The organism is Williamsia sp. 1135 (genome assembly GCF_002095395.1).
Classification (GTDB): Bacteria; Actinomycetota; Actinomycetes; order Mycobacteriales; family Mycobacteriaceae; genus Williamsia.
The window spans coordinates 1-21,045 of record NZ_MJEI01000051.1; the positions used below are offsets into that span (position 1 = coordinate 1).

Sequence of the window (21,045 nt, forward strand, 5' to 3'; positions counted from 1 at the left end):
TGACATCTCGTAGTCGATGGGACTGAGCATCCCGATCGTTGAGTGCCTCCGTCGAGTGTTGTAGTAGTCGAACCAATTGTCAACCGCAGCAACCAGTTCGCTCTTGTAGACGTAGCTGTGGCGGTAGTAGTGCTCGTGCTTGAACGTCGACCACAGGCTCTCGGCACCGGCGTTGTCCCAGCACACCCCGGTCCGACCCATCGACCGAAGCAGACCGTACTTCCCGCAGGCATTCGTCATCAAGGACGATGTGTACTGAGATCCCCTGTCCGAGTGCATGATGATGCCCTTGGTTCGACCGCGACGGGTACGAGCAGCCATATCGACCGCATCGGTCACCAAGTCAGCGCGCATGTGATCGGCCACAGCCCACCCCAACGCCCGCTTCGAATGCTCATCCTTGATCACGCACAGATACATGTCTTCGCCACCGCAAGTCAGATATGTGATGTCCGACGTCCACACGGCGTCGGTGCGGCCCTGATCGAAGACGCGGTCGACCAGATCCGGCGGGAACGTCGCGAACGGATCGACGATCGTCGTCGGCGGCGAGAAGGTGCGCGGACTGATACCAGCTAGGCCCCGCTCGGCCATGATTTTGGCGACGGTCTTCTCGGTGACGAACTCGCCCCGCGCGCGTAGCTCAGCGGTGATCCGCGGCGATCCGTAGACACCGTGGGAGTCTTCGTGGATCGAAGCGATTCGCACAGCCAACTCTTCCCGACGCTGCCTCTGTATCCCTAATTCTGTTGCCCTGGTTGACTTTAGATGCCGATAGTAACCCGAGGCTGACACACCCAGCAGGGTGGCCATTCGACTGATTGCTGTGGTGGCGCACTCCGTGGCCATCAACGCGTACTTCTCTACCGTTGATGGTTCGCCGCGAAGTACGCCGACGCTTTTTTCAAGAATGCGATGTCCTTCTCCTGATCGGCGACCTGCCGGCGTAGCCGGGCAAGCTCGTCGCGCTCGACTGCGGTCAGTGGCTCATCGCCCTCTCGCCGCGCTGCGTCCAGGCGCCGGCGCTCATCAGCGACCCACCGCCCCAGCAGGCCTTCGTTGAGGCCGAGGTCTCGTGCGACCTCGGCGATGGATCGACCAGAATCGATCACTCGATGCGCAGCATCGACCTTGTACTCGGTCGTGAACGACCGACGCTTCCGCGACATGTGAACATCCTCCCAGCGGAACCGCTGATCCCGCTAGCTCGGTGTCCACTACCTGGGGGGAACCTCAGCGCGCGGTGTATCGCTGCGAAAAAGATCGCGGAAGGAACCGGTTACCTCATGTCTCGTCACTGCGGCTCCCAATCCTTCTATACTGCTGGCACTCCTAGGGCGGCCCAAGTGGGCCGGCGGTTTCACGCAGGCGCGATCAAGTTGTGGCGCCGCAGTGGTTATTACGAGTCTACGCACTGGTTCGTCATGTCGATTACTCGAATACCTCAAGAGGTCTATCTATCAATGGCCGGTGAAAGTCGTTATGGCATAGGGTATCTGGTTCTTGTCTTTAGGTTGTAGAGGTTGACGGCGACGGCACCGCAGGAAGTTCAGACGTCATCTGTCTTCCAAGAGATGAGCGTCTGGCCCGGGAAGCACTCTGCGATCACCAGTAGAGCCCGATACTGCGACGAATTGTCTACACGTATGGTGTCTTCGCCCTTGAGATGTTCGGAAACCTTTCCGGCTGGGCGAGACTCGCATGGGGGCCGCGGGTCGTCGCAGGAGTACCCCTCGGCAGCTGAGGGTCTCAACTGCCCTCGGAAGTAGTTCTCGACATAGTCTTGCCACTGGTTTGTTGGCAGTAGGAACGACAGATCCGTACAGTTACCCTGGGCCGAAGAGTCGGTGTAGGAAGAGATATCACTGGCAGACTGCGGCACCGACACGTTTAGTATCGCTGCGGCCTGCTCAGGGTCCTCCGTATGGCGGTTGAGCCCGGAGCCACATCCCGTTGAGACAGCTGTGAGCACGAGCGCCAGTCCGATGATTCTTGGCACGCCAATTCGACCGATTTTCTCTGAAGAGGGCTGAATTTGCATCTAAGGACCTCCCCGTTGTGGATTGACCGTTGGGCAACGAGTGTGCGTCAAAAATTTCTGATCCAAGGCCATTTGGTAGGGCGACTCCTCGAAGTGCCGAGCACTGTCGGCGCGTCGCCTCTGAACAGGATTTAGACCTTGCTGCTCTTCCAGGCGATCAGAGTCCACCCGGGTTCGCACTCGGAAATCACCAGAATCGTTCGGTCTTGGGTCGAGTCATCTACTTCGACGCGGTCTGAAGCTCCGAGCTTCTGCGTGGCCGATGTCTCTGGGCACCGAGCTCGAGGATTGTTGCACGCAAGGTAGTTGGCGAACTCTTCTGCGAGGTCGGTGGAGAAGTAGTCGGACACGTATGGCTGCCATTTGTCCGTAGGCATCAGAAACGAAAGATCGGTGCAGCTTCCTTGTGCCGACGAGTGGGTGTATGACTGAACCTTCTCTGCGCCGTCGGGTATCGAAATGCCTAGCACTTTCGCCGCGTCGGTTGGATCATCGGTGTCGAGACCGAGAACATCAGCACATCCGGTAGGTCCCATCGCCAAGACGAGACCGACGACCAAAACGTGCAGTGGTCGCCGCCGAGCTGCGGTTCGAACGGCCTTTGTTGCTGTTGGCATCTGATCCTCGCCTGGTAATGAATTGCCGCATCTACGAATCGGGTTGGGGCCATGTGGTCGTCTGCTTCGAGGACGTCCCGACAACGTCGAAGTTCTGACTCCAGCCCGCTGAATGGAGATCGTTGAGGTCGGAGGGCTGTGGGTACCAGTGTTCATCCGTCGTGTCCCAGTTGTAGTAGTCGTAGACGCTGGTTTGGTAGGAGACCTCGAACTCATATTCGTTCGAGCTGGGTACCGCAACGCCGCTCGACTCGAAGCTGTACTCGTGAAGAGCCATGTACCAGTCGGGGTTTGATCCCAGATCGGGCTGAAATCTACCGTAGTCACTCCCGTAGTTGCCTTCGAACACAATGGGTCCTTCATACTCCGCCGGCAGCATTGCTCGAGTCTGAGCCAGCGACCGGGCGGCCTGATCTTCCGCGAGCGTCTTGAATCCTGGCATGTCTGAGAACATCGAGTCGACATCGACTGTGTATGGACTTCCGCTGTTCTTCAAGAAATGGCGAAGCATCATCGATGATTCGCGCATCCCTGCCTTGCTCGCTCGATCGCTGCCGACGAACGCACCCGCCTTAAGACCCGCAAGATCTAACTGGTCCCAGAAGTTCGGATGGACGGAGTCGTAGCCTTCGGGCCCAGAACCATCCTGATCAGCATCGATCTTCGGCTCCTTCGGTTTGGGTGGCTTCGGTATAGCTTCAGTCGGATGAAATGGGCGTTCCTCGGCGGTCACTCCGAACAGCGCATTGGTGATCTTCCAATCCGCGTACTCGGCACCCATCGAGGCGTTGGCAAGCAGGAGTTTGAGTTTGCGCTGCAGTTGCGCAGCGTTGCTCTCGGCTTCCTGGACCAGGCCGATGCCGGGCCCCGTGCCCTGAGTCTCGGCGTAGAACGCCCGGAAGGCGGCTGTGACTGTCACCGAACCATCGTCGGCGACAGAGTAGACCGGTCCGACAACGGACGACTTCGCCTCTGCGTCGTCGACGAGACGCACGATCTCGGCCTTGAGAAGCCCCAGCTGTTCGGCCGCAGTCCTGAGCTCTGTGGCCGCCGCTCGCCACCGGGTCGCACGCTCGGTGAGATTGGTCGACTCGATGGCTGCTCGCACCGCGGCCCGGTCTCTGGAATCGCCGTCCCAGCTGGGGTCGACGCCCGCGAGGCCGTTGGTCACCGTGAGGGCACTGTCCTCGAATGTCTGGGCACCGGTGTCCGCGCTATCGGCGGAAGAGACCAGCGTTGCCAAGTCCCACGATTGGATCTGGGAGATGGAGACGGTCACCGATACTGCCTCGGGTCGATACCGGAGGCGTTCGCGTAGTCCGCATTCTCCAACTCGTCCGCTGTCGAACGGATCGCTTGCGAGAGTATGTCGAGGCTGTCCCGGTACTCGGCCACCGTGATGCCTTCGGTACAGGCGTGAGTGGACAGGCCACGGACGAGCGCAGTGCCTGTGCACGCAGTAGCTGCCGCTCCGAACACTGTGTAGACGTCGACAGCGTCGATGTCATCAGAGGCCGCAGCAACAGTCTTCGACCATTCGCGCAGCAACGCAGGATCTACCCGCACATCATCCCCCCGGATCCCAGAACTCGAGGCCAAACCATACCAGGAGGGAGTCTTCGCAGGTCGGCAGCAGGGTGAGGCCCGCCCAGGGCCGATCAGCCGGGCCCGTCGGCTGTCGGCGCCGGCTGACAGTGTTCAGACGTGAAGACTCAACCGCTCGATCAGAACAGCGTCTCCGCGCTCAGAGAAGTCCGCGAGCGGTGGTCGGCCTTGATGCTGTCGACCGAACCAGGAGATCGCTCTGCGGCAGAAGACGCGGTGGCTCTGATCTACCGCGAGGGCGGTCTCGCTGAACTGGCCGAGTTCGTCTGGTGCGACTCACCACGTGCGGGCGCCGAACGGTACGAAGCTGAAAAGCGAACTCGGGGTCAAGGACTGGAGCATGGTTCACACACGTACAACAGACTGTGGATCGATCGGTGGCATGAGAATCTACGGATCGTCCGTCGTGCTCGGCCTGCCGTCGACGAGAGTGTTGTCGCCACTGAGCTGAAGCTGCGGCGAGGTACGACGTGGGCGAGCCAGTACGCGCAGTTCATTCCGGCACCGTCGTGGACGGAATCCACCTGGGAGAACGTGTTCGGGCCGATGCTGAACGATCGGATGCTCACTCCCGGACCGGTCAGTCGGGTCATCGGGCCAACACAATACGGCTGGGTAGCGTTGTGGGCGGGGATGGAGTCGGTCGGCGACGTGGATCTCGGGATCAGCGGTTATGTTCGGGCGGCGGAGAACTCGGGCTGGTGGTGGCCGTTGCCGACGGTCGCGATCATGGTCGAACGGCCGGTTCAGATTCGGCTCGACGAAACGGGGGTCCTGGTGGGCGACGGCCGGCCGGCGATCATCTACCGAGACGGGTGGGGTGTGATAGGAAGCGCACCAACACTGGTTGGTCCGCGCCGGTCTTTAGGCCTCAGGAAACCCCGCCGCGCGGCACCGCCTCAGTGAACATCCCCGGTGCCATGCGGTTGGAGAAGGACTATTAGGAGCGGTTGCTTCTGCGGTCTGGGTCGGTCGCTTCACGCCTGAGTGGGACTGTGCCAGCAGCTGAGCTTTGTCGGACCGTTGGGGTAGTTTTCCAACGCATTCGATGACCAGCCTGGTCACCAACACTGAATCTGGAGGGTTAGGTATGCCGAAAAGTTCTCTAATAGAACAGATCTGGAGTTCAGTTGATAACTTGAACAGTCGGGTCCAGGCTGTCCAGTCCGAGCTGATAGACCTGCACAAGCTTCTCGCGATTTACGATCCCGATGCGCACTGGGTAAATCCGCGCGGGGTGGCGAGGCTTTACTCGAACACGACCGCCGATGACATCCGACTAGCGGTTGAGGGTCGGGTTCGCGAAGTCGACGACAACGGCCACCTCCTCATTTCCGGACCAATTTGGAGCTCGATAAGCGATCGGCCAGCGCTCCGGCCCGATTTGTTGGCATCGGCCGATCAGGCACGCGCCGCACGTGAGCACCGCATTGTTCGGTCGACGAACGTTGCCGCACGCTATCTCGGAGTTCCAGCAAGGGAGCTGACCGCCGCAGCCTTCACCAACGCGCTTAGGGACGAGAATGACGAACCCGTCGAAATGCTCCTTGATGAGGAGGGTGGTTACCTTTGGCGTCATTGCGATCTCATGCGACTAGCCAAGATGATCGACGACGGCTCACTTGATCAACACGTGGAGGACGCCGCGGCGAGGGGAACCGAGTTCGGTATCAACGATATATAAGGCTTCAAGGATCGTTGCGACCCGTCAGGACGCTTCGAACCGAGCCTCGACCGCGGAGGTGATGACGATGCGCTCGGGCTTGAGGTCGGGCATTGATTGGGACTCTTCGCCCCCACCGCTCACACGCACGCCACCGGGCGCCGGCATGATCCCGCTGTCGGTCATAATCGGGCCATCAGATGAAATACCCAGCATTCCGGGATCGGCGATGGCAGTGGCATGGAAGCTCTCGCACCCCAAACTGGCTGTGTACCCCTTGGCCTTGGCCAGAGCGTCGAGGACGGCGAGATCGCGAACCCGGGCTGTCTTCTTGGCGGTCTTCCTCGCGGTCAACCACCAGTATAGGTAGCCAATGGTCACAGCCTCGATGTCTGTCACGGCGTCGATGAAGCCGCTGATGGCTGCGAAGTCGTGGAAGGTGACCGTGATTCTCGCCGACGAGTAGTACCGCCAGGGGAGCTGTTTGCCGTCCCGGTGGTAAGGACGGCGACGGTCGTGGTGAACCTGGTTGAGCGTCCAGCGCGAGATTGGACTGTTGTGTTGTTCACGAAGTGCAGCAAGCAGATCCGTGGCCTGGTTGATCGCGCGCACTGCCTGTTCAGACGCCGCATTGCGGGAGTCTCGATCGGTTTCGACGCGAAGGTGTACCGTGCACCGGTTCGGTGCGAATCGACGCTCTGCATGACCGCTGACAGTGATGGTGACGGGGCTCGGCTCATGGAGCGAAGTATGCCGATGGGGTCGGACATGGAGCGACCACCTGAACGCTTAGCCGATGTGGCACCAAAGGACGGGCTACATCGCCGGCGTGAGTTGACGAGAACACCCTTCCTCGTGGCGTCACACAGCGGCGATGATCCCGAACACGCACGCAGCGGACACAATGACGGCGACCACTTTGACATGTGTTGAGCGGGCAGTTGTTCGGTCATGCTCCCGACGGTCACGAACACCCGACCGTGCCGCGGCGGCGGTGAGTAGCGCGGTCACTACCGCCGTCGACACGGCCAGCCCCAAGGTGATGGGTGAGGGATGCACGAACCAACCTCGGACAGCCAAGATTGTGGCGCAGAGGCTGTTCAAGGTGGTTCTGCGCCAGGCCAGCGTTGTCCGCTCCGGTTGCAGTCCGGCATCGTGCACCTTGCCGGCGGCGCTTGTCACGTGCGAGCCGCGACGACGACGCAGATGACCGCGATGAGACACAAACTCGCAACGGTGATCCGCATGAGATTGGCCGGCCTCGGCAAGGGTTGGTCCCGGCTCATCGCATGTTGCACCCGGTCCCAGCGAACGTAGGCGTTGAGCGCCAACGTGGTCGCAGTCAAAACGCAGGTGATGGAGATGATCCGCAGTGCAATTTGATTGGTGTGTCCGTCAGCGGACCGGAGGAACTCTCCGAGCACGATGCTGGCCGCGAGCAGTGTCATGGCGGTGCGTATCCACGCGAGGAAGGTCCGCTCGTTGGCCAGGGTGAAGCGGTAATCAGGCTCGGTGGAGAGGTCGTCCGGTGCGATTGGCTTGTCTCGTCGCGTCCACAGGGCCACCACGTGTCTGGCCGGCGATCTAGGACGAGACGAACTGATTATCGAGGAAGGTGGCGTAGTCGGGGAGCTGCGCCCCGGCATCGTTATTGCCCTCTCCCTGAGCCCATTCCGCGAGTTCCTGCAGTTTGGTCGCGAGGTCGGGTGTGAGCTGCAGGGTGAAGTCGAACTCTTCCAGGATCGTCCGCACCAGGTCGGCGTCGAGCTGGGTGGCTGCGGCGACTGCCTGCACGGCCTCATCGCTCTTGTTGGTCAAGCTCGTGCCGGCTTCACCGATGGCGGTAAAGAACTTCCCGATCGTCTCGCCCTTGGCCGAGATGGCCGACTCCGTAGAGAGGTAAAGACTGTGCTGACTGTATGTGCCACCGGTCAATTCGACCGTGTCGTCACCTTACGCCTCGATGGCCTGTGCCTGGTAGGGCTGGAAGATCGACACGGCGTCGACGTTGCTTTGACTGATGGCTGTAACGATTGCCGACGGGGCGACCTGGACCAGTTCGGCATCGATGTTGTCGGTGGCCAGCGCGTTGGAGATGTAATACGCCGCGCTGGTGCCCAGCGGCGTACCGACTTTCTTGCCCGCCAGGTCCGTGATGGTGCTCACGCCAGCGTCTCGCCGGGCAACGATCTTCGATCCCTCCCACCGGGATCCGTCGCCGACGACACGCAACGCTGGGTTGCGCACCAGCGCAGCGGAGGTGGGCACGTCCGCGGCCGTGGTGATGTCGACCTGGCCGGCGGCGACAGCCTGGAGTGCCTCCACTCCGGACGAGAAGTTGATGACCTTGACGTTGATGTCCTGATCGTCGAACAGTCCGGCGTCGGCGGCCACGGGGATCTGGGCCCAGGACGGGTCGACGACAAATCCGACGGTGAGGGTGTCGACATCGGTGTCGGTGCCGGTGCATGCGGTGGCCGAGACGGCGATGGCAGTGGCCGCGACCGCGGCCAGGAGGACGCGGCGTAGGGATGTGGTCACGATGAGATGTCCTTTACAGAAGGGGGATCGAGCGGGAAAGCGTGTGTCGGGTGAATCTGTTAGTGCAGTGCGTGGTCGATGCCGAGTTGGTGGTGGAGGGTCTTGCGAAGTTCGCTGTAGCTGGGCAGATCGGCGAGGCTGTCGGCAGGACGGGGCCGGCTCAGTGGGTTGACGATGTGCTCGGCGATGCCGCCACCGCGCAGCACCTTGATGGTGTCGCCGAGCCGGATCGCCTCGTCGATGTCGTGGGTGACGAAGACGACGGTGCGGCCGAGACGTGTCCACAGATCGATCAGGAGATCCTGCATCCGCAACCGGGTGAGCGCGTCGAGGGCGGCGAACGGTTCGTCCATGAGCATCACCTCCGGTTCACCGGCAAGCACCCGCGCAATGCTCACCCGCTGACGCATTCCCCCGGACAGTTCACTGGGCCGTTGTCGGGCCACCTGGGGAGCGAGGCCGACCAGGTCGAGCAGTTCGTCGATACGCGCCCGGCGGGCCTTCGCCGGCAGTTTGCGGGCGACGAGCGCGAAATCGATGTTGTCCGCCACTGATAGCCAGGGGAACAAGACGTCCCGCTGGAAGGCGACACCGCGGCGTGGGTCGGGCGCGGTGACGACCTGACCGTTGTCGGTGACTTCGCCACTGGTGGCGGTGGTCAATCCCGCAAGACAGTGCAGCAGAGTCGATTTGCCGCTGCCCGACGCGCCGACCAGGACGGTGAACGAGCCGTCGGGGATGGTCATGGAGATGCGGTCGAGGGTGGGGTGCGGGGTACCCGGAAAGTGGACGACCAGGTCGTGGGTTTCGATGGCCATGTCAGTGTTGCTCCTTCGCCCACCGTGTGAAGGGTGCTGCGGCTTTGTTGATGGTGACGTCGCACAGCGCGCCGATCACGCCCAGGACCAGCAGGCAGAAGATCAATCGGTCGGCCTGGGAGAACAGCTGTGCCTGATAGATGCGGTAGCCGATTCCTGCTGTGGTTCCGGTCATTTCAGCGACGACGATCAGCACGAAGGCCATCGCTGCACCGACCCGTAGGCCGGAGACGATGTCGGGGGCGGCTTCGGGCAGGATGACCTTCCGCAGCGTCTGCCACCGGCCCGCACCCAGGCAGCGCGCGGCTTTGAGGTAGTCGGTCGGAGTGCTCGACAATCCGGCGTGGCTGTTGATCCAGACCGGGACGAACACACCGAGGGTGATCACCAGGACCTTGCTGTTCTCGCCCAGGCCGAACCACAGGATGGCCAGCGGGACCAGACCGATGGTGGGTATCGGTGAGAACACCCGCAGTACCGGCTGGAGCACGTTGCGACCCAGTGCGGTCGTGGCGGTGACCACGGCAACAAGCACCCCGATCACGGAGCCCAGTACGAAACCTGCTGCGGCTCTGCGCAGGCTGGCGATGATGTCGTCGCCGAGGAGGCCTTCTTCCCATAACCCCTGTCCCGCAGAGTAGATCTGCGGGACGCTCGGGAACAGCTGCTCGGGAAAGCGTCCCGTGGCCACGGCCAGCGACCACAGCGTTGCGGCGATCGCCAACCCGGCCAGAGTCCAGCCGAGTGTGCCGAGACCCGCGCCAACCTGATGTAGGGCCGCCGCAGATCGACGCTCGGCACGGGGCGGCGGTGGTTCGACGCTCGACTGCGGCGTCGACTTTTCAGCGTGTGGTGGCAGGCCGGTGGTCATCGGGTACCTCTCGAGGTGGGGTTCGCGAACGTGTGCGGTCAGGACCGTTGCCGCAGGTCGATATGTGGCAGTGCGTTTGTGGGTGGGCCGAGCGGGGTCCAGTCGAAGGGGACGGCTTGCGACCGATACACCAGCGGGGTCAGGGTGAGGCGGTCGACGCCGGGGACCCGAACGTGTTTGACCTCGGGCTCTCCGGCGACGCCGTGGCCCTCGTAGGGGCTGTGGTACTCCCACACGACGTCGCCGCCGGGTGTCACCTGGAACAGGCGTCCCTGCATGCCTTCGGTGATCAAGGTGTTGCCGCTGGGGAGTCGCTGCGCGTTGCTCACGAACGAGCTGAAGAACGCCCAGGAGGGCTGACCGGAGTCTTCAGCGGTGTACTGCCAGACGATCTCCTTGGTGGTCGGGTCGATCTCGAGGATCCGCGATCCGGCGTAGATGCCCAGCGCGGCCGGCGGATAGCCCGCGCCACCCTGATTGTCGAAGACGAGGACGTTGCCGGCGCCCGGCAGTCCCGGTGCGATCATGTGCGGGTTGTGTTGTCCCGACGTCTGATCCAGGGGGCGGGGCACCTTGTGCACGTTGATGCGTTGATGTTGGGCCCCGGCTCGCGCTGTGTAGTAAGGCCCGCACTGCCAGACCGGTGAACCGGTCGTTTTGTCGATGATTGCCACGATGTTGGCTTTGCGGAAGCTGATCACGATGTTGTCGGGGGCGAACGCGCTGGTCGGGTCGGCGGTGTGCCAGCGGTTGGGTCCCAGCGACTTGGCGCTGTTCATCTCCAGGTATCCCCAGGGATCTTCCGGGTCACGGTCGACGGTGTCGCGCAAGGCGGCCCATCCCTCGTCGGAGAAGCCGAACTCCTCCAGATGGTCGCCGGCCAGCCAGGACCAGACAATCGTGCCCTCGGGATCGACTTCGTAGAGGCCCTGGTCGCCGACCACGTGATCACCGAGGCTCGGGACCACCCGCGGGACCGTGACCAGGATCAGCCGGTTGCCGTTGGGGAGAGTTCCCAGTCGTGGTTCTGGCGTGCGGCGCCGTCCGGGGCTTCGGTACCCCATTCCCAGCGGCGCTCACCCGCCCAGTCGAGTTGTCCGATGGTGCCGTTGGCGTAGATACCGCCACGGGCGTCGCCGCTCTCGGTCAACTGCACACCGACGTCGCCGACCCGACCGGCGTTGAGCGCGGGATCGAGAATCCGCGGCGGGACACCGGCGTACGGCCACTGGCGGACGACTGTTCCGGCGAGATCGATCAAGCGGGTGACCGAATCAGCTCCGGTGAACAGCACGTAGCTGTTGTCCACGCGGTCAGGGTCCAGATATGTGACTCCAGCGAGTCTTACGAATGCCATGTCAGCTACTCCACCAATGTGTTGTTACGTCTACGAGTCCAGGTCGTGAACTATCTAATCGATTAGCGTAATGTCGGCGCCGCAGCCGATGAAGTGTCACAATCAAGGTGATTCAGACCTTGTCTGACAGGGCGTCGGGGGGTTATGTCCCTTCCTGAGGGTCATGGCCGTGGAGAAGGAGAACATCGAGTGGGTGTCAAACGTCCGACCGTCGCCGACGTGGCGCAGCGCGCGGGTACGTCGACGGCGGTGGTGAGTTACGTCCTCAACGACGGCCCACGTCCGGTGTCGAATATCTTGCGCGCCCGCGTGACTCGTGCGATCGAAGAATTGGACTACCGACCCAACCGACGCGCACAGGCGTTGCGCCGGCAGCGCCGCTGGCGGCAGATCGGCCTCTTAGTGCCTGACCTGACGTTGCCGCTGTTCGGAGAGTTCGTCGGAAGTGTCGAACGGCAGGCACGCGCTCAGGACCACCTCACGATGATCGGCAACACCGGCTACGACCCCGAACGGGAGCTGGAGTTCGTGAGCGCCTTCGCGGAGGCCGGCATCGATGGTCTCGTCGTGGTGGGTGCGTCCAATGCAGCCGAGACCGCCGCTCTGTGCGCGCAGGCGCGGATACCGCTCGTGTGGATGCACAATGTGCGCGGCGACGTCGATGCGCCGATCGTCAGAGTCGACCATGAGCGGGCCGGTGAGATTGCCACCCGGCACCTCGTCGAGACGCATCAGTGCCGCGACATCGCGTTCGTCGGCGGGTTCACCGAGGCCGACGTGCACCACGGAGACCGCGAGACCGTCGAGCAGCGCTACCGCGGCGCGACCGCCGTCGACGGCGCCGAGATCGCGCACATTCATAGCGATCTCACCGCCGACGGTGCGTACGGGGCGGTACGGGAGTTCCTGAGTTCTCGGTCGACGCCACCGGAGGGCGTGGTGGTCGGGACGTACGGACAGACCGCTGCGACGACGCGTGCTGTTGCCGACCACGGATTGCGCATCGGCGACGACGTCAAGATCGTGGCCTTCGACGGAGGCCAGGCGAAGTACGGGCAGTTCGACACCACGAGCGCCCAGCAGCCGGTGGACAGCATTGCGCGGCATGCTCTCGAGCGGTTGATGGCGACCACAGCTGCGTCGTCTGATGCTCGACGAACGAGGCCGGAGTTGTGGGAGCCGTTTCTGCATGTTGGTAATACCTGCGGGTGTTGATCGGTTCGCCCGAAATCGGACATATTCGGCGCTGAAGTTACATCGGGATGTCGCGATTTCGTTCAAATGAAAACGGTGCGTAACGCATATGGGATCCCAAAACTAGTCCAGAGTGAGTCTCCAATCGGCCATATTGGTTGTTATGCAACGCTTTTCGTCGTTTCGAATCCTCGCCGGCGTAAGCGAGCAGATTCACGTAAAACGCCCCCTGAACTGCACCAACACCACGTCCAATCGCCTTGCGACCTGCATTTTCCTTCCCGTTGACACCACCCACCCGTCCCTCTAGCTTCATTTTTGGGATCCCAAAAGGGGCCCTCCACCCACCGAAGCCGGAGCACGCATCATGACGACACGCATCGGGATGATCACGCCGTCATCCAACACCTGTGTGGAGCCCTGTACCTACGCCGTCGTGGCCGGTATCCCCGACACCACCGTGCATTTCGCCCGCACGCCAGTGACCCGGATCGCCCTCGACGACTCCGCCAACCACCAATTCGACACCGCACCCATGGTCGCCGCCGCCGAACTCCTCGCCGACGCCCACGTCGACTCCATCGTCTGGAACGGCACCTCCGGCTCCTGGCTCGGCCTCGACCACGACCGCGCCCTCTGTGCCGCCATCACCGCGCACAAAGGCATCGCGGCCACCACCTCGTCGCTCGCCATCCTCGACGCCTGCCGCGCCCTGGGCGCCACCCGCATCGGACTGGTCACGCCCTACACCAACGACGTCGTCGACGCGATCCGCACCGAATACCCCCGCCACGGCATCGACATTGTTGCCGAGACACATTCAGGCCTCACCGACAACCACGCCTTCGCAAACCTGACCCCGGACGAGGTCACCGCCATGGTTCGCAGCGTCGCCACCCACACCGACGCCGTCGTCGTCCTCTGCACCAACGTCGACGGCACCGACACCACCGCACTCGAACCCGACCTCGGCATCCCCGTCATCGACAGCATCCTCGCCTCCGCCTGGGCAGGTCTGCGCCTCGTCGACGACACCGTCCGCCTCCCCGGCCACGGCACCCTCCTCGACTCCGGCTCCCTCCGCGCCACCCTGCAACACACCATCGACGACCTGCGCCAGGCCACCGGCAGCGACCGCACCACCCTTCGCATCGACCTTCCCGCCCTTCGACTCACCGTCCAGACCGCGACCGCCGAGTCCTGCGGCGACGGCATCGCGCCCATCCGCACCGACACCTCACTGCCACAACGTCGCCTCAACACCGTCGAATGGCTCGAAGTCAACCGCAAACCGCTGATACAGAACGACTTCCGACTACCACCCGAGCCGCCGCAAGCCCTGCGCGACGTCTACGGCGTCTCCGCGCAGATGCTCAGCCCGGTAGAGATCGACGCCGACATGACCGGTTGGATCTCCGTCCACAGCGTCACCGAACGCACCTGGACACTCGACGACATCGCCGCCCTGGAGACCGCGACCCACACCGTCGCCCGCCTCCTCCGCGACGACGCGACCACCCGATCCGGAAGGCCGGCGATACAGTGACACCACACGATCACCCGACCAGGACCCTGACGATGATGACCAGCGACGAACCGAGCGGCCGCCCCCTGCGGGAGTCCATTCGCGATCGGCTGCGCGGACGCATCATCGACGGCACTTACAAGCCCGGCGACCGGATCGTCGAACGGGACGTCGCCGCCGACTTCGACGTCTCCCGCCTCCCGGTCCGCGAGGCCCTGCGCATGCTCAACAGCGAAGGCTTCGTCGAGATGCTCCCCACCCGGGGCGTCATCGTCAAACAGCTCTCCAAGAAGGACGTCACCGAGCTGTTCGACGTCCGGGAAGCGCTGGAAGGACTGTCCTTTCGACGGGCCGCGGAGAACCTGACCAAGAAGGACGCCAGCAAACTCATCGCGCTGCGCAACCGGGCCCGCAAAGCCGTCGCCGCCGACGACCACGCCGCACTCCACGACCACAACGAACACTTCCACGACCTCGTCAATGACCTCGCCCGCAACGACCTGCTGGTGAGCATCCTCGAACCCCTCGAGGGTCGGCTGCACTGGGTGCTCCGGCAGAACAAGGATCCCCAGCGACTCTGGCAAGAACACGAGGACCTCCTCGACGCCATCGCTGCCAAAGACGCCGACCGCGCAGCAGAACTGGCGATCGAGCACGTGCGGTTCAACAAGGACCGCGTCACGAAATACCTCTTTGGGGCCACCCCCAAAGATTCAGCCGCCGGCTGAGTTCACCAGTCGGCGTCGCCGACACCAGATTTCACTCTTCAAGCTCACGCAATGCTGCGTGCGTTCCCTTCCGCATGGACAAGATGCGGACCCCACCAAGAAAGCACACCCATGACGACCGAAGCAACTCCTCTCCACGACCCTAGACACCGCGACCTCGCCGCCGACCTCGGCGACGAATACGAGCACGAACCCGTACCGCCGCACGCCCGCAAGAGTCTGGCGTCGATCGCCGCGGTCTGGTTCGGATTCCCGATGAACCTCGGCAACGCCGTTTTCGGCGGCGTCATCGTCTACAACCTGGGCCTGATCAACGGCCTGATCGCGATCCTGCTCGGCAACCTCGTCCTCTTCGGATACGTTGGCGCGCTGAGCTATATCGCCGGCACGACCGGCCGCAACTTCTCCCTGCAATCGCTGATCACCTTCGGCACCACCGGACGACTCATCGCCGTCGGATTTCTCTCCACCGTCGTGATCGGCTGGTTCTCCTTCCAGATCGGCCTCACCGGCACCACGATGGAGGACGCGCTGGGGTGGATGCCGATCGTAGGTGCCGCCCTCGCAGCGGTGCTGTTCACCGGACTCACCACCGTCGGGATCCGGGCGCTGTCGTGGCTGGGCATGATTGCCACCCCGCTGTTCGTGGTGCTCGGCGGGATCGCGCTCTACTACGGCGCCACCGGCAACGGCCTGTCCTTCAATGACGTAGTCAGCTACGAAGGCACCGGCACCGCCCTGACCTTCGGCGCCGCAGTCGGTATCGTCATCGCGGGATTCGCCGACTCGGGCACCATGACCGGCGACTTCACCCGCTGGTCGACCAGTGGAAAGTCCGCTGTCGTCGCCACATTCACCGCATTCCCGGTGTCGAACTTCGTGGCGTACGCACTCGGCGGACTGGTCGTCGCCGTCGGCGGATCCAGCGACCCAGCCAACAACGGCGGCGGATTCCTCGGCCTGCTCACCGGCCACAGCGCGATCCTGACCATCATCGCGGTGTTCTTCGTGTTCGCGAACCTCGGCAGCGTCGGCACCCACTGTCTGTACAACGGTGCGGTCGGCTGGTCGGGGATCACCAAGACCACGATGCGCCCGGTGGCCGTGATCCTCGGCATCCTCGGTGCCGCAGTCGCATTGACCGGAGTGTGGTCGCACTTCGTCGACTGGCTGAACCTGCTCGGGATCTTCGTCCCGCCGATCGGGGCGATCATGATCATCGACCAGCTCGTCCTGCGCCGCAGCGCCTCCGCCATCACCAAGCTGCGGGCCAGCGCCTTCACCGCGTGGATCATCGGAGCCGGGGTGGCGACGCTCTCGCACTACTTCGTGCCCGGGTCAGTCGATGCCATCGTCGGGATTGTCGTTGCCTCCGTGGTGTTCTGGAGCTACGAGAAGTTCCTGGTCCCGAATGCGACGACGACGTCGAAGCCGGCACCGGAGGCCGTGGCGGTATGAGTAGCGACCAGTGGCCGGCTGTGTCGGCGATCGCCGATGCCGTCGGCCGCGGCGAGACCAGTGCGGTGTCGCTGGTGGAGGAGTCAATCAGACGGCTCGAGGCGCTCGACGGAGAGTTGCACGCGTTCTGCACCCCGACGCCGGAACTGGCGTTGGAGCAGGCCGCAGCCCTCGATGTGGCCATCGCCCGAGGAGAACCGGTTGGCCCGTTGGCCGGCGTTCCTTACGGTGTGAAGGACCTGATCAGTACCAAGGGTGTGCGGACCACGTCGGGGTCGGTCGCCTACCGCGACTTCGTGCCCGACGAGGACGACGTGGTCGTCGAACGCTGCAAAGCGGCCGGCGCGATCTCGCTGGGCAAGACGAACGCGAGCGAGTTCGGGTACAGCGCAACCGGGGAGAACCCGCTGTTCCCGACGACTCGCAATCCGTGGAACCTCGACCTGACGCCCGGAGGATCGTCGGCCGGGTCCGCGGCAGCGGTGGCAGCCGGGATTGTGCCATTCGCGCTGGGCAGCGACGGTGGTGGGTCGATCCGGATTCCGGCGTCGTTCACGGGTTTGGTGGGGTTCAAGCCGTCGATGGGGCGGGTGCCGGTGTATCCGGGGTGCCGGGATGAGCGGTATCCCGGGGTGTCGGGGTGGGAGAGCGTCGAGCACATCGGGCCGATCTGCCGGACGGTCGCTGATGTCGGCGCGGTGATGTCGGTGCTGGCGGGACCTGATTCACGGGATCGACACAGCATTCCGGCCGGTGATGTCGACTGGCTGGCGGCGGTGCAGCCGTCGTCGGTGAAGGGGTTGCGGGTCGCCTACAGCTCGGACTTCGGCTACCTGCCGGTGGATCCGGAGGTGCGGGAGATCGTGGGTCGGGCGGTGGCGTCGTTGCAGGATGACCTGGGGTGTCACGTGACGGAGGCGCATCCCGGATGGCCGGAGCCGGGCAATGAGTTCACGGCGCTGATCATGTCGGAGACCGATCTGGTCGGGATGCGGAAGATGCTGGGGGAGTTCGGCGATCAGATGTCGCCGCATCTGGTGCGGATGCTGGAGACCGAGTGGACGGCTGAGGACTTCACCCAGGCCAACATGTGGCGCAAGTCAGTGGTCAACCGGATGGCGCGGTTCATGACCGACTACGACGTGCTGGTGACACCGACGGCGAGTGTGGCGGCGTTTCCGGTCGGCATTCAGGGGCCGGAGGTGATCGATGGACGGCAGGTGGCCGATTCGGCGTGGCAGGGGTTCACGTATCCGGCAAATCTCACTGGGCAGCCGGCGATCAGTGTGCCGGCTGGGGTGACGGGGGATGGGAGGCCGGTGGGGATGCAGGTTGTGGGGAGGCATTTGGGGGATGGGGCGGTGTTGCGGCTGGGTTCGGGAATCCAAGTACCGGCAAAAGCTCGGCGGCTAAGAGGACCTTCGTTGTAATAATGGTGCCTCAATGTCATTGATCCGCGCTGTGAGCTCTTCAGCACGGTCGCAAACGCGACGGCACTTGGTCGTTCCTTTGCGGACTGTGTTGTCAGAGACTGCGCACCACTAACCGCCTGGAGGGTGGCCGTTCCATCGGCCTTACTTATTTAGTACTGCTAACCATACTGGGATCTGTCCTCCGCAGTAAGGACGCCATCTCCCAGAATCCGGCACGTTGCTCTGTATCGTAAGGGGCCCAGGTCGTCCAAGCCTAGAATGGTTGCAGAGGTCGACGACGCAACTTGATCTGATCGTCGGGGTTTGCGGTCGTGCACGAGGTAGCCTCGAGGCCTTGTGTCCGATCGTATTAGGGAGTGTCTTGTCCGAAAACCTGCCGATGACCCGCGCGCGGCTGTACGTGTTGTTAGACGCGTTCGAACGTGACATACGCTCTAATCTGGTTCGCTATGTTGTCTCTGAAATCGGCGAGGAACAGGCGCTGGGTGAGAGTTATTCCAGGGCAGACGAGAAGAGGTCTCGTGAAGGTGTGAATGGTAGCGGGGCATCCATCGCTGATTACCTGGATATGCGAGAGGGCTACGATCTATTAAATATTAACCGACGGTTTCTTCCATCCGAATATGCGGACGAGGTTCGCACCCAAACTCTGAGTCTCGACCGACTCGTTTCGATTCGGAATCGCGTTATGCATGCGCGCCCACTCTTGGCTGGCGACAGCGACGCCGCGGTGTCCTTGCTGCTACAGTTTCAGGCGCGTAACTGGCCTGAGCTCAAACGAATGTTGGGGCAACTCCGCGCAGACCCGTCGTGGGAACCCCTGGTAACGGCGGTGGACGACGGAGGCTTTGCGCTCCATAATCTGCCGCTGCCTGACTACGACGAGACGGGGCTAGTTGGGCGTGCCAAAGAGGTCTCGGAACTCACCGGTTTGATAAAGCGCGGTCGAGAGCCTGTCCTGACGATTACCGGCGAGGGCGGTATCGGAAAGACGGCGCTCGCTATTGCGGTCGCCTACGAAATCGTTGATGACGCGAGCCGGCCGTTCGACGCGGTCCTTTGGACTTCTTTGAAACATGAGAAGCTTACTGCCGGGGGCGTGGTGAATATTGCTGGCGCCGCCCGTGACATCACCGGTGCGGCGTTGCCCTTGGGCGCTGCGCTTGACGCTGGATTTGAGGGCTCAATCAGGGACTTGGCTTCGGCCCTTGAAGGCCTTGATGTCCTAGTCGTTGTTGACAATCTAGAGACCGTCGGAGGAGCCGAGTTCACAACACTTTATGAGCAGCTTCCTGACAGTGTCAGCTACTTAATAACAAGCCGGATTGGTGTGGGGCAGTACGAGCGTCGATTTCCGTTGGCCCCTCTATCCAAAAAAGACAGCCTCCGCCTTTTCAACGATTTTGTTCGCGCGCGTCATATTCAAGGCCTGGACAGAATATCGTCTGAGGCTAGAGTTCAAGTCGTTACCCGCCTGCGTAATAGCCCTCTTGGTATCCGATGGTTTGCGCTGGCAGTTGAGGCAGGCAATGATCCAGTGCAGCTTATTCGACATCAAGACCAATTGCTCGAGTTCTGTGTTAGGTCAGTCTACGAATCGTTGGAGGCCTCCGCGAGAGAAGTTCTCTCAGCATTGTCGATTCTAGGTCGATCGGTCCGAGTTGACGAATTTATAGTGCTTCTCGAGCGCAGCATGGACTACATCAACGTGGGACTACAAGAATTAGTAAGGGGGTCTCTGGTTCGGCGGGAAGGTTCAAGCTCAGGTGACCTAGTACTACAGCCGTAGATAGGGTTCATTGTTGTTGTGACCTGCGTTGATAGTGGTGTTGTCGGGCTCGGTATTGGTGTTTTCGTCGCCAGAGTGACCAGCGGAGGGGGTCAGCGATGGCATGCAGTGGTGTGAGGACGAGGATCGTGAAGAGTTTGCGGAACTCGTTGACCGACAACCGGATCAGTCCAGGTTCTGAGGGTTGGGCCAGGCGTTCAGTGGCGGTATGCACGGCCAGGAAGGCGTGCGCAGCCATGACCAAGGTAATCCAGCGGTGCCAGGACGTCCACGTCCGCACTTGATGCTGATCCAGACCGGTCAGGCCTTTGCCGCTCTGGAACGATTCCTCGACCGTCCACCGCCGCCCGGCGACTCGGACGTACTGGTTCAGCGGCACCGGTGCCGGGCTGTAGCAGCGATAGAAGGCGAGCTCGCCGGAGCTATCGTTGCGCCGCACCAACACGTGACAGAGGCCAACATCGGGACGCTCGGTGGTCGCGATCAAGGCCCAGGAGTACCAGCGGTGTCCTTTGCTACCGGCGCCGGCAGACATCTTGTGCCAGGACCGCGGCGGTAGATTCTCAGCAAGGGCATCGACCCGGATCTTCCCGGCGGCTGTGGGGACCTGCCGATTGCATCCGACGGCCAGGACGTAGCCGATCTGTCTGTTGTGCAACGCTTTTCGTAGGTTCGGGTCTGCGCCGTACACTTCATCGCCAGCGACCCACGAGGCCGGAACGTCGGCGTCGAGGGCCGCCTCGACCAGCGTGGTTGCCAGGGCTGGTTTGGTAGCGAACTCGACCGTGTCAGGGACCCCGGCCTTGGTCCTTCGCTGCGGGTCGGTGGCCCAGGTGTGCTGCGGCAGGTACAGCGCTCGGTCGATCAGGGTGTGTCCGCGAGCGGCGGCGTAGGTCAGGTAGACCGCGACCTGACAGTTCTCCGTGCGTCCGGCGGTTCCGGTGTACTGGCGTTGTACCCCAACGGTGTTGGTGCCCTTCTTCAAGTCGCCGGTCTCATCAACGACAAGCACCGCATCAGGGTCGGCCAGGTGGTCGATGACATAGCTGCGAACGTCATCGCGGACCAGATCAGCGTCCCATTTAGCGCGGGACAGCAAGTGCTGCAGTCGGTCAGGGGTGCCATGGCCCGATAGTTCGGCGATAGTCCAGCAGTTCTTGGAACCTATATCGGCCAGCAAACCCAGCACCAGCGCACCGGCGTTGCGTCGTGCTTCGACCCGCGCGAACCGCGACGAGAACGACTCCAACAACCCATCCAGGCCCGCATGCCACCGCTCATGGTCTACCCTCAGTGCTGCGGTTGCCGCAGCTGATCTGGATGTCTTCACAAACTCGAGATCATGCCGCGGCAACCGCGCCTACCAGCGCAAACACGCCGAAACTACCTATCTACGGCTGTAGTA

General features: G+C 62.6%; 22 protein-coding genes. 8 read left to right on the forward strand and 14 right to left on the reverse strand.

All coding sequences use genetic code 11. The features are described from left to right. The 4 genes from BFL43_RS01965 to BFL43_RS01985 all read right to left on the reverse strand — a co-directional run. Nucleotides 1-912, reverse strand: a 912-nt coding sequence (locus BFL43_RS01965) for an IS3 family transposase (protein WP_168176492.1), incomplete at its 3' end; no start/stop codon positions are given. After that, on the reverse strand, nt 864-1,169 hold the full coding sequence (locus BFL43_RS01970) for a transposase (protein WP_084889730.1): 306 nt from the start codon (nt 1,167-1,169) through the stop codon (nt 864-866). The genes BFL43_RS01970 and BFL43_RS01965, both read right to left, overlap by 49 nt. A 1,520-nt stretch (nt 1,170-2,689) precedes the next feature. Then, entirely contained in the window at nt 2,690-3,937 is a 1,248-nt protein-coding gene (locus BFL43_RS01980; protein ID WP_084890284.1) for a hypothetical protein, read from the reverse strand. Further along, nucleotides 3,934-4,224, reverse strand: coding sequence for a hypothetical protein (locus BFL43_RS01985; protein WP_084890287.1), 291 nt, complete (start codon nt 4,222-4,224; stop codon nt 3,934-3,936). The genes BFL43_RS01980 and BFL43_RS01985 overlap by 4 nt, the downstream gene beginning before the upstream one ends. Nucleotides 4,225-4,362: 138 nt before the next feature. Here BFL43_RS01985 and BFL43_RS01990 point away from each other — a divergent pair, with 138 nt between their 5' ends. Continuing rightward, a complete protein-coding gene (locus tag BFL43_RS01990; RefSeq protein WP_084890289.1) occupies nt 4,363-5,169 on the forward strand; it encodes a DUF6745 domain-containing protein in 807 nt (268 codons plus the stop codon). A gap of 142 nt (nt 5,170-5,311) precedes the next feature. After that, a complete protein-coding gene (locus BFL43_RS01995; RefSeq protein ID WP_143695026.1) occupies nt 5,312-5,947 on the forward strand; it encodes a hypothetical protein in 636 nt (211 codons plus the stop codon). A 24-nt stretch (nt 5,948-5,971) separates the two neighbouring features. On the opposite strand, the gene BFL43_RS02000 is transcribed toward BFL43_RS01995, so the two are convergent. The 9 genes from BFL43_RS02000 to BFL43_RS29245 all read right to left on the reverse strand — a co-directional run bounded on the left by BFL43_RS02000 (nt 5,972) and on the right by BFL43_RS29245 (nt 11,513). Next, nucleotides 5,972-6,646, reverse strand: a complete 675-nt coding sequence (locus BFL43_RS02000; protein ID WP_084890297.1) for an SIMPL domain-containing protein — start codon at nt 6,644-6,646, stop codon at nt 5,972-5,974. Between the two features lie 141 nt (nt 6,647-6,787). Next, on the reverse strand, nt 6,788-7,108 hold the full coding sequence (locus tag BFL43_RS02005; RefSeq protein ID WP_206186597.1) for a DUF202 domain-containing protein: 321 nt from the start codon (nt 7,106-7,108) through the stop codon (nt 6,788-6,790). Beyond that, nucleotides 7,105-7,491: a DUF202 domain-containing protein gene (locus BFL43_RS02010; protein WP_240497998.1), complete on the reverse strand. Its 387-nt coding sequence runs from the start codon at nt 7,489-7,491 to the stop codon at nt 7,105-7,107. Before BFL43_RS02010 ends, BFL43_RS02005 begins: the two co-directional genes overlap by 4 nt. 19 nt (nt 7,492-7,510) lie before the next feature. Next, nucleotides 7,511-7,861: a hypothetical protein gene (locus BFL43_RS29235; protein WP_240497999.1), complete on the reverse strand. Its 351-nt coding sequence runs from the start codon at nt 7,859-7,861 to the stop codon at nt 7,511-7,513. 18 nt (nt 7,862-7,879) lie between these two features. Then, nucleotides 7,880-8,467, reverse strand: a complete 588-nt coding sequence (locus BFL43_RS29240; RefSeq protein WP_240498000.1) for an ABC transporter substrate-binding protein — start codon at nt 8,465-8,467, stop codon at nt 7,880-7,882. Between the two features lie 59 nt (nt 8,468-8,526). Then, entirely contained in the window at nt 8,527-9,285 is a 759-nt protein-coding gene (locus BFL43_RS02020; protein ID WP_084890304.1) for an ABC transporter ATP-binding protein, read from the reverse strand. Between the two features lies 1 nt (nt 9,286). Next, a complete protein-coding gene (locus BFL43_RS02025; protein ID WP_084890307.1) occupies nt 9,287-10,156 on the reverse strand; it encodes an ABC transporter permease in 870 nt (289 codons plus the stop codon). Nucleotides 10,157-10,194: 38 nt separating this feature from the next. Beyond that, on the reverse strand, nt 10,195-11,124 hold the full coding sequence (locus BFL43_RS02030; protein WP_240498001.1) for an aryl-sulfate sulfotransferase: 930 nt from the start codon (nt 11,122-11,124) through the stop codon (nt 10,195-10,197). Between the two features lie 20 nt (nt 11,125-11,144). Next, nucleotides 11,145-11,513, reverse strand: coding sequence for a hypothetical protein (locus BFL43_RS29245; protein WP_240498002.1), 369 nt, complete (start codon nt 11,511-11,513; stop codon nt 11,145-11,147). Between the two features lie 189 nt (nt 11,514-11,702). Between BFL43_RS29245 and BFL43_RS02035 the strand changes: the two genes are divergently transcribed. The 6 genes from BFL43_RS02035 to BFL43_RS02060 all read left to right on the forward strand — a co-directional run bounded on the left by BFL43_RS02035 (nt 11,703) and on the right by BFL43_RS02060 (nt 19,640). Then, entirely contained in the window at nt 11,703-12,728 is a 1,026-nt protein-coding gene (locus tag BFL43_RS02035) for a LacI family DNA-binding transcriptional regulator (RefSeq protein WP_240498003.1), read from the forward strand. A gap of 346 nt (nt 12,729-13,074) precedes the next feature. Continuing rightward, entirely contained in the window at nt 13,075-14,253 is a 1,179-nt protein-coding gene (locus tag BFL43_RS02040; RefSeq protein WP_143695027.1) for an aspartate/glutamate racemase family protein, read from the forward strand. A 35-nt stretch (nt 14,254-14,288) separates the two neighbouring features. Next, the gene (locus tag BFL43_RS02045) at nt 14,289-14,960 is read left to right on the forward strand and encodes a GntR family transcriptional regulator (protein ID WP_084890321.1); all 672 of its coding nucleotides are present in this window, start codon (nt 14,289-14,291) and stop codon (nt 14,958-14,960) included. 111 nt (nt 14,961-15,071) lie between these two features. Beyond that, nucleotides 15,072-16,418: a cytosine permease gene (locus BFL43_RS02050; protein WP_084890309.1), complete on the forward strand. Its 1,347-nt coding sequence runs from the start codon at nt 15,072-15,074 to the stop codon at nt 16,416-16,418. After that, on the forward strand, nt 16,415-17,848 hold the full coding sequence (locus tag BFL43_RS02055) for an amidase (RefSeq protein WP_084890312.1): 1,434 nt from the start codon (nt 16,415-16,417) through the stop codon (nt 17,846-17,848). Before BFL43_RS02050 ends, BFL43_RS02055 begins: the two co-directional genes overlap by 4 nt. A 364-nt stretch (nt 17,849-18,212) precedes the next feature. Then, on the forward strand, nt 18,213-19,640 hold the full coding sequence (locus BFL43_RS02060; protein ID WP_143695028.1) for an ATP-binding protein: 1,428 nt from the start codon (nt 18,213-18,215) through the stop codon (nt 19,638-19,640). Between the two features lie 7 nt (nt 19,641-19,647). On the opposite strand, the gene BFL43_RS02065 is transcribed toward BFL43_RS02060, so the two are convergent. Next, nucleotides 19,648-20,889 carry an IS701 family transposase gene (locus tag BFL43_RS02065; protein WP_084889687.1) on the reverse strand — a complete coding sequence of 414 codons (1,242 nt, stop codon included), beginning with the start codon at nt 20,887-20,889 and terminating at the stop codon, nt 19,648-19,650. Between the last annotated feature and the right edge of the window lie 156 nt (nt 20,890-21,045).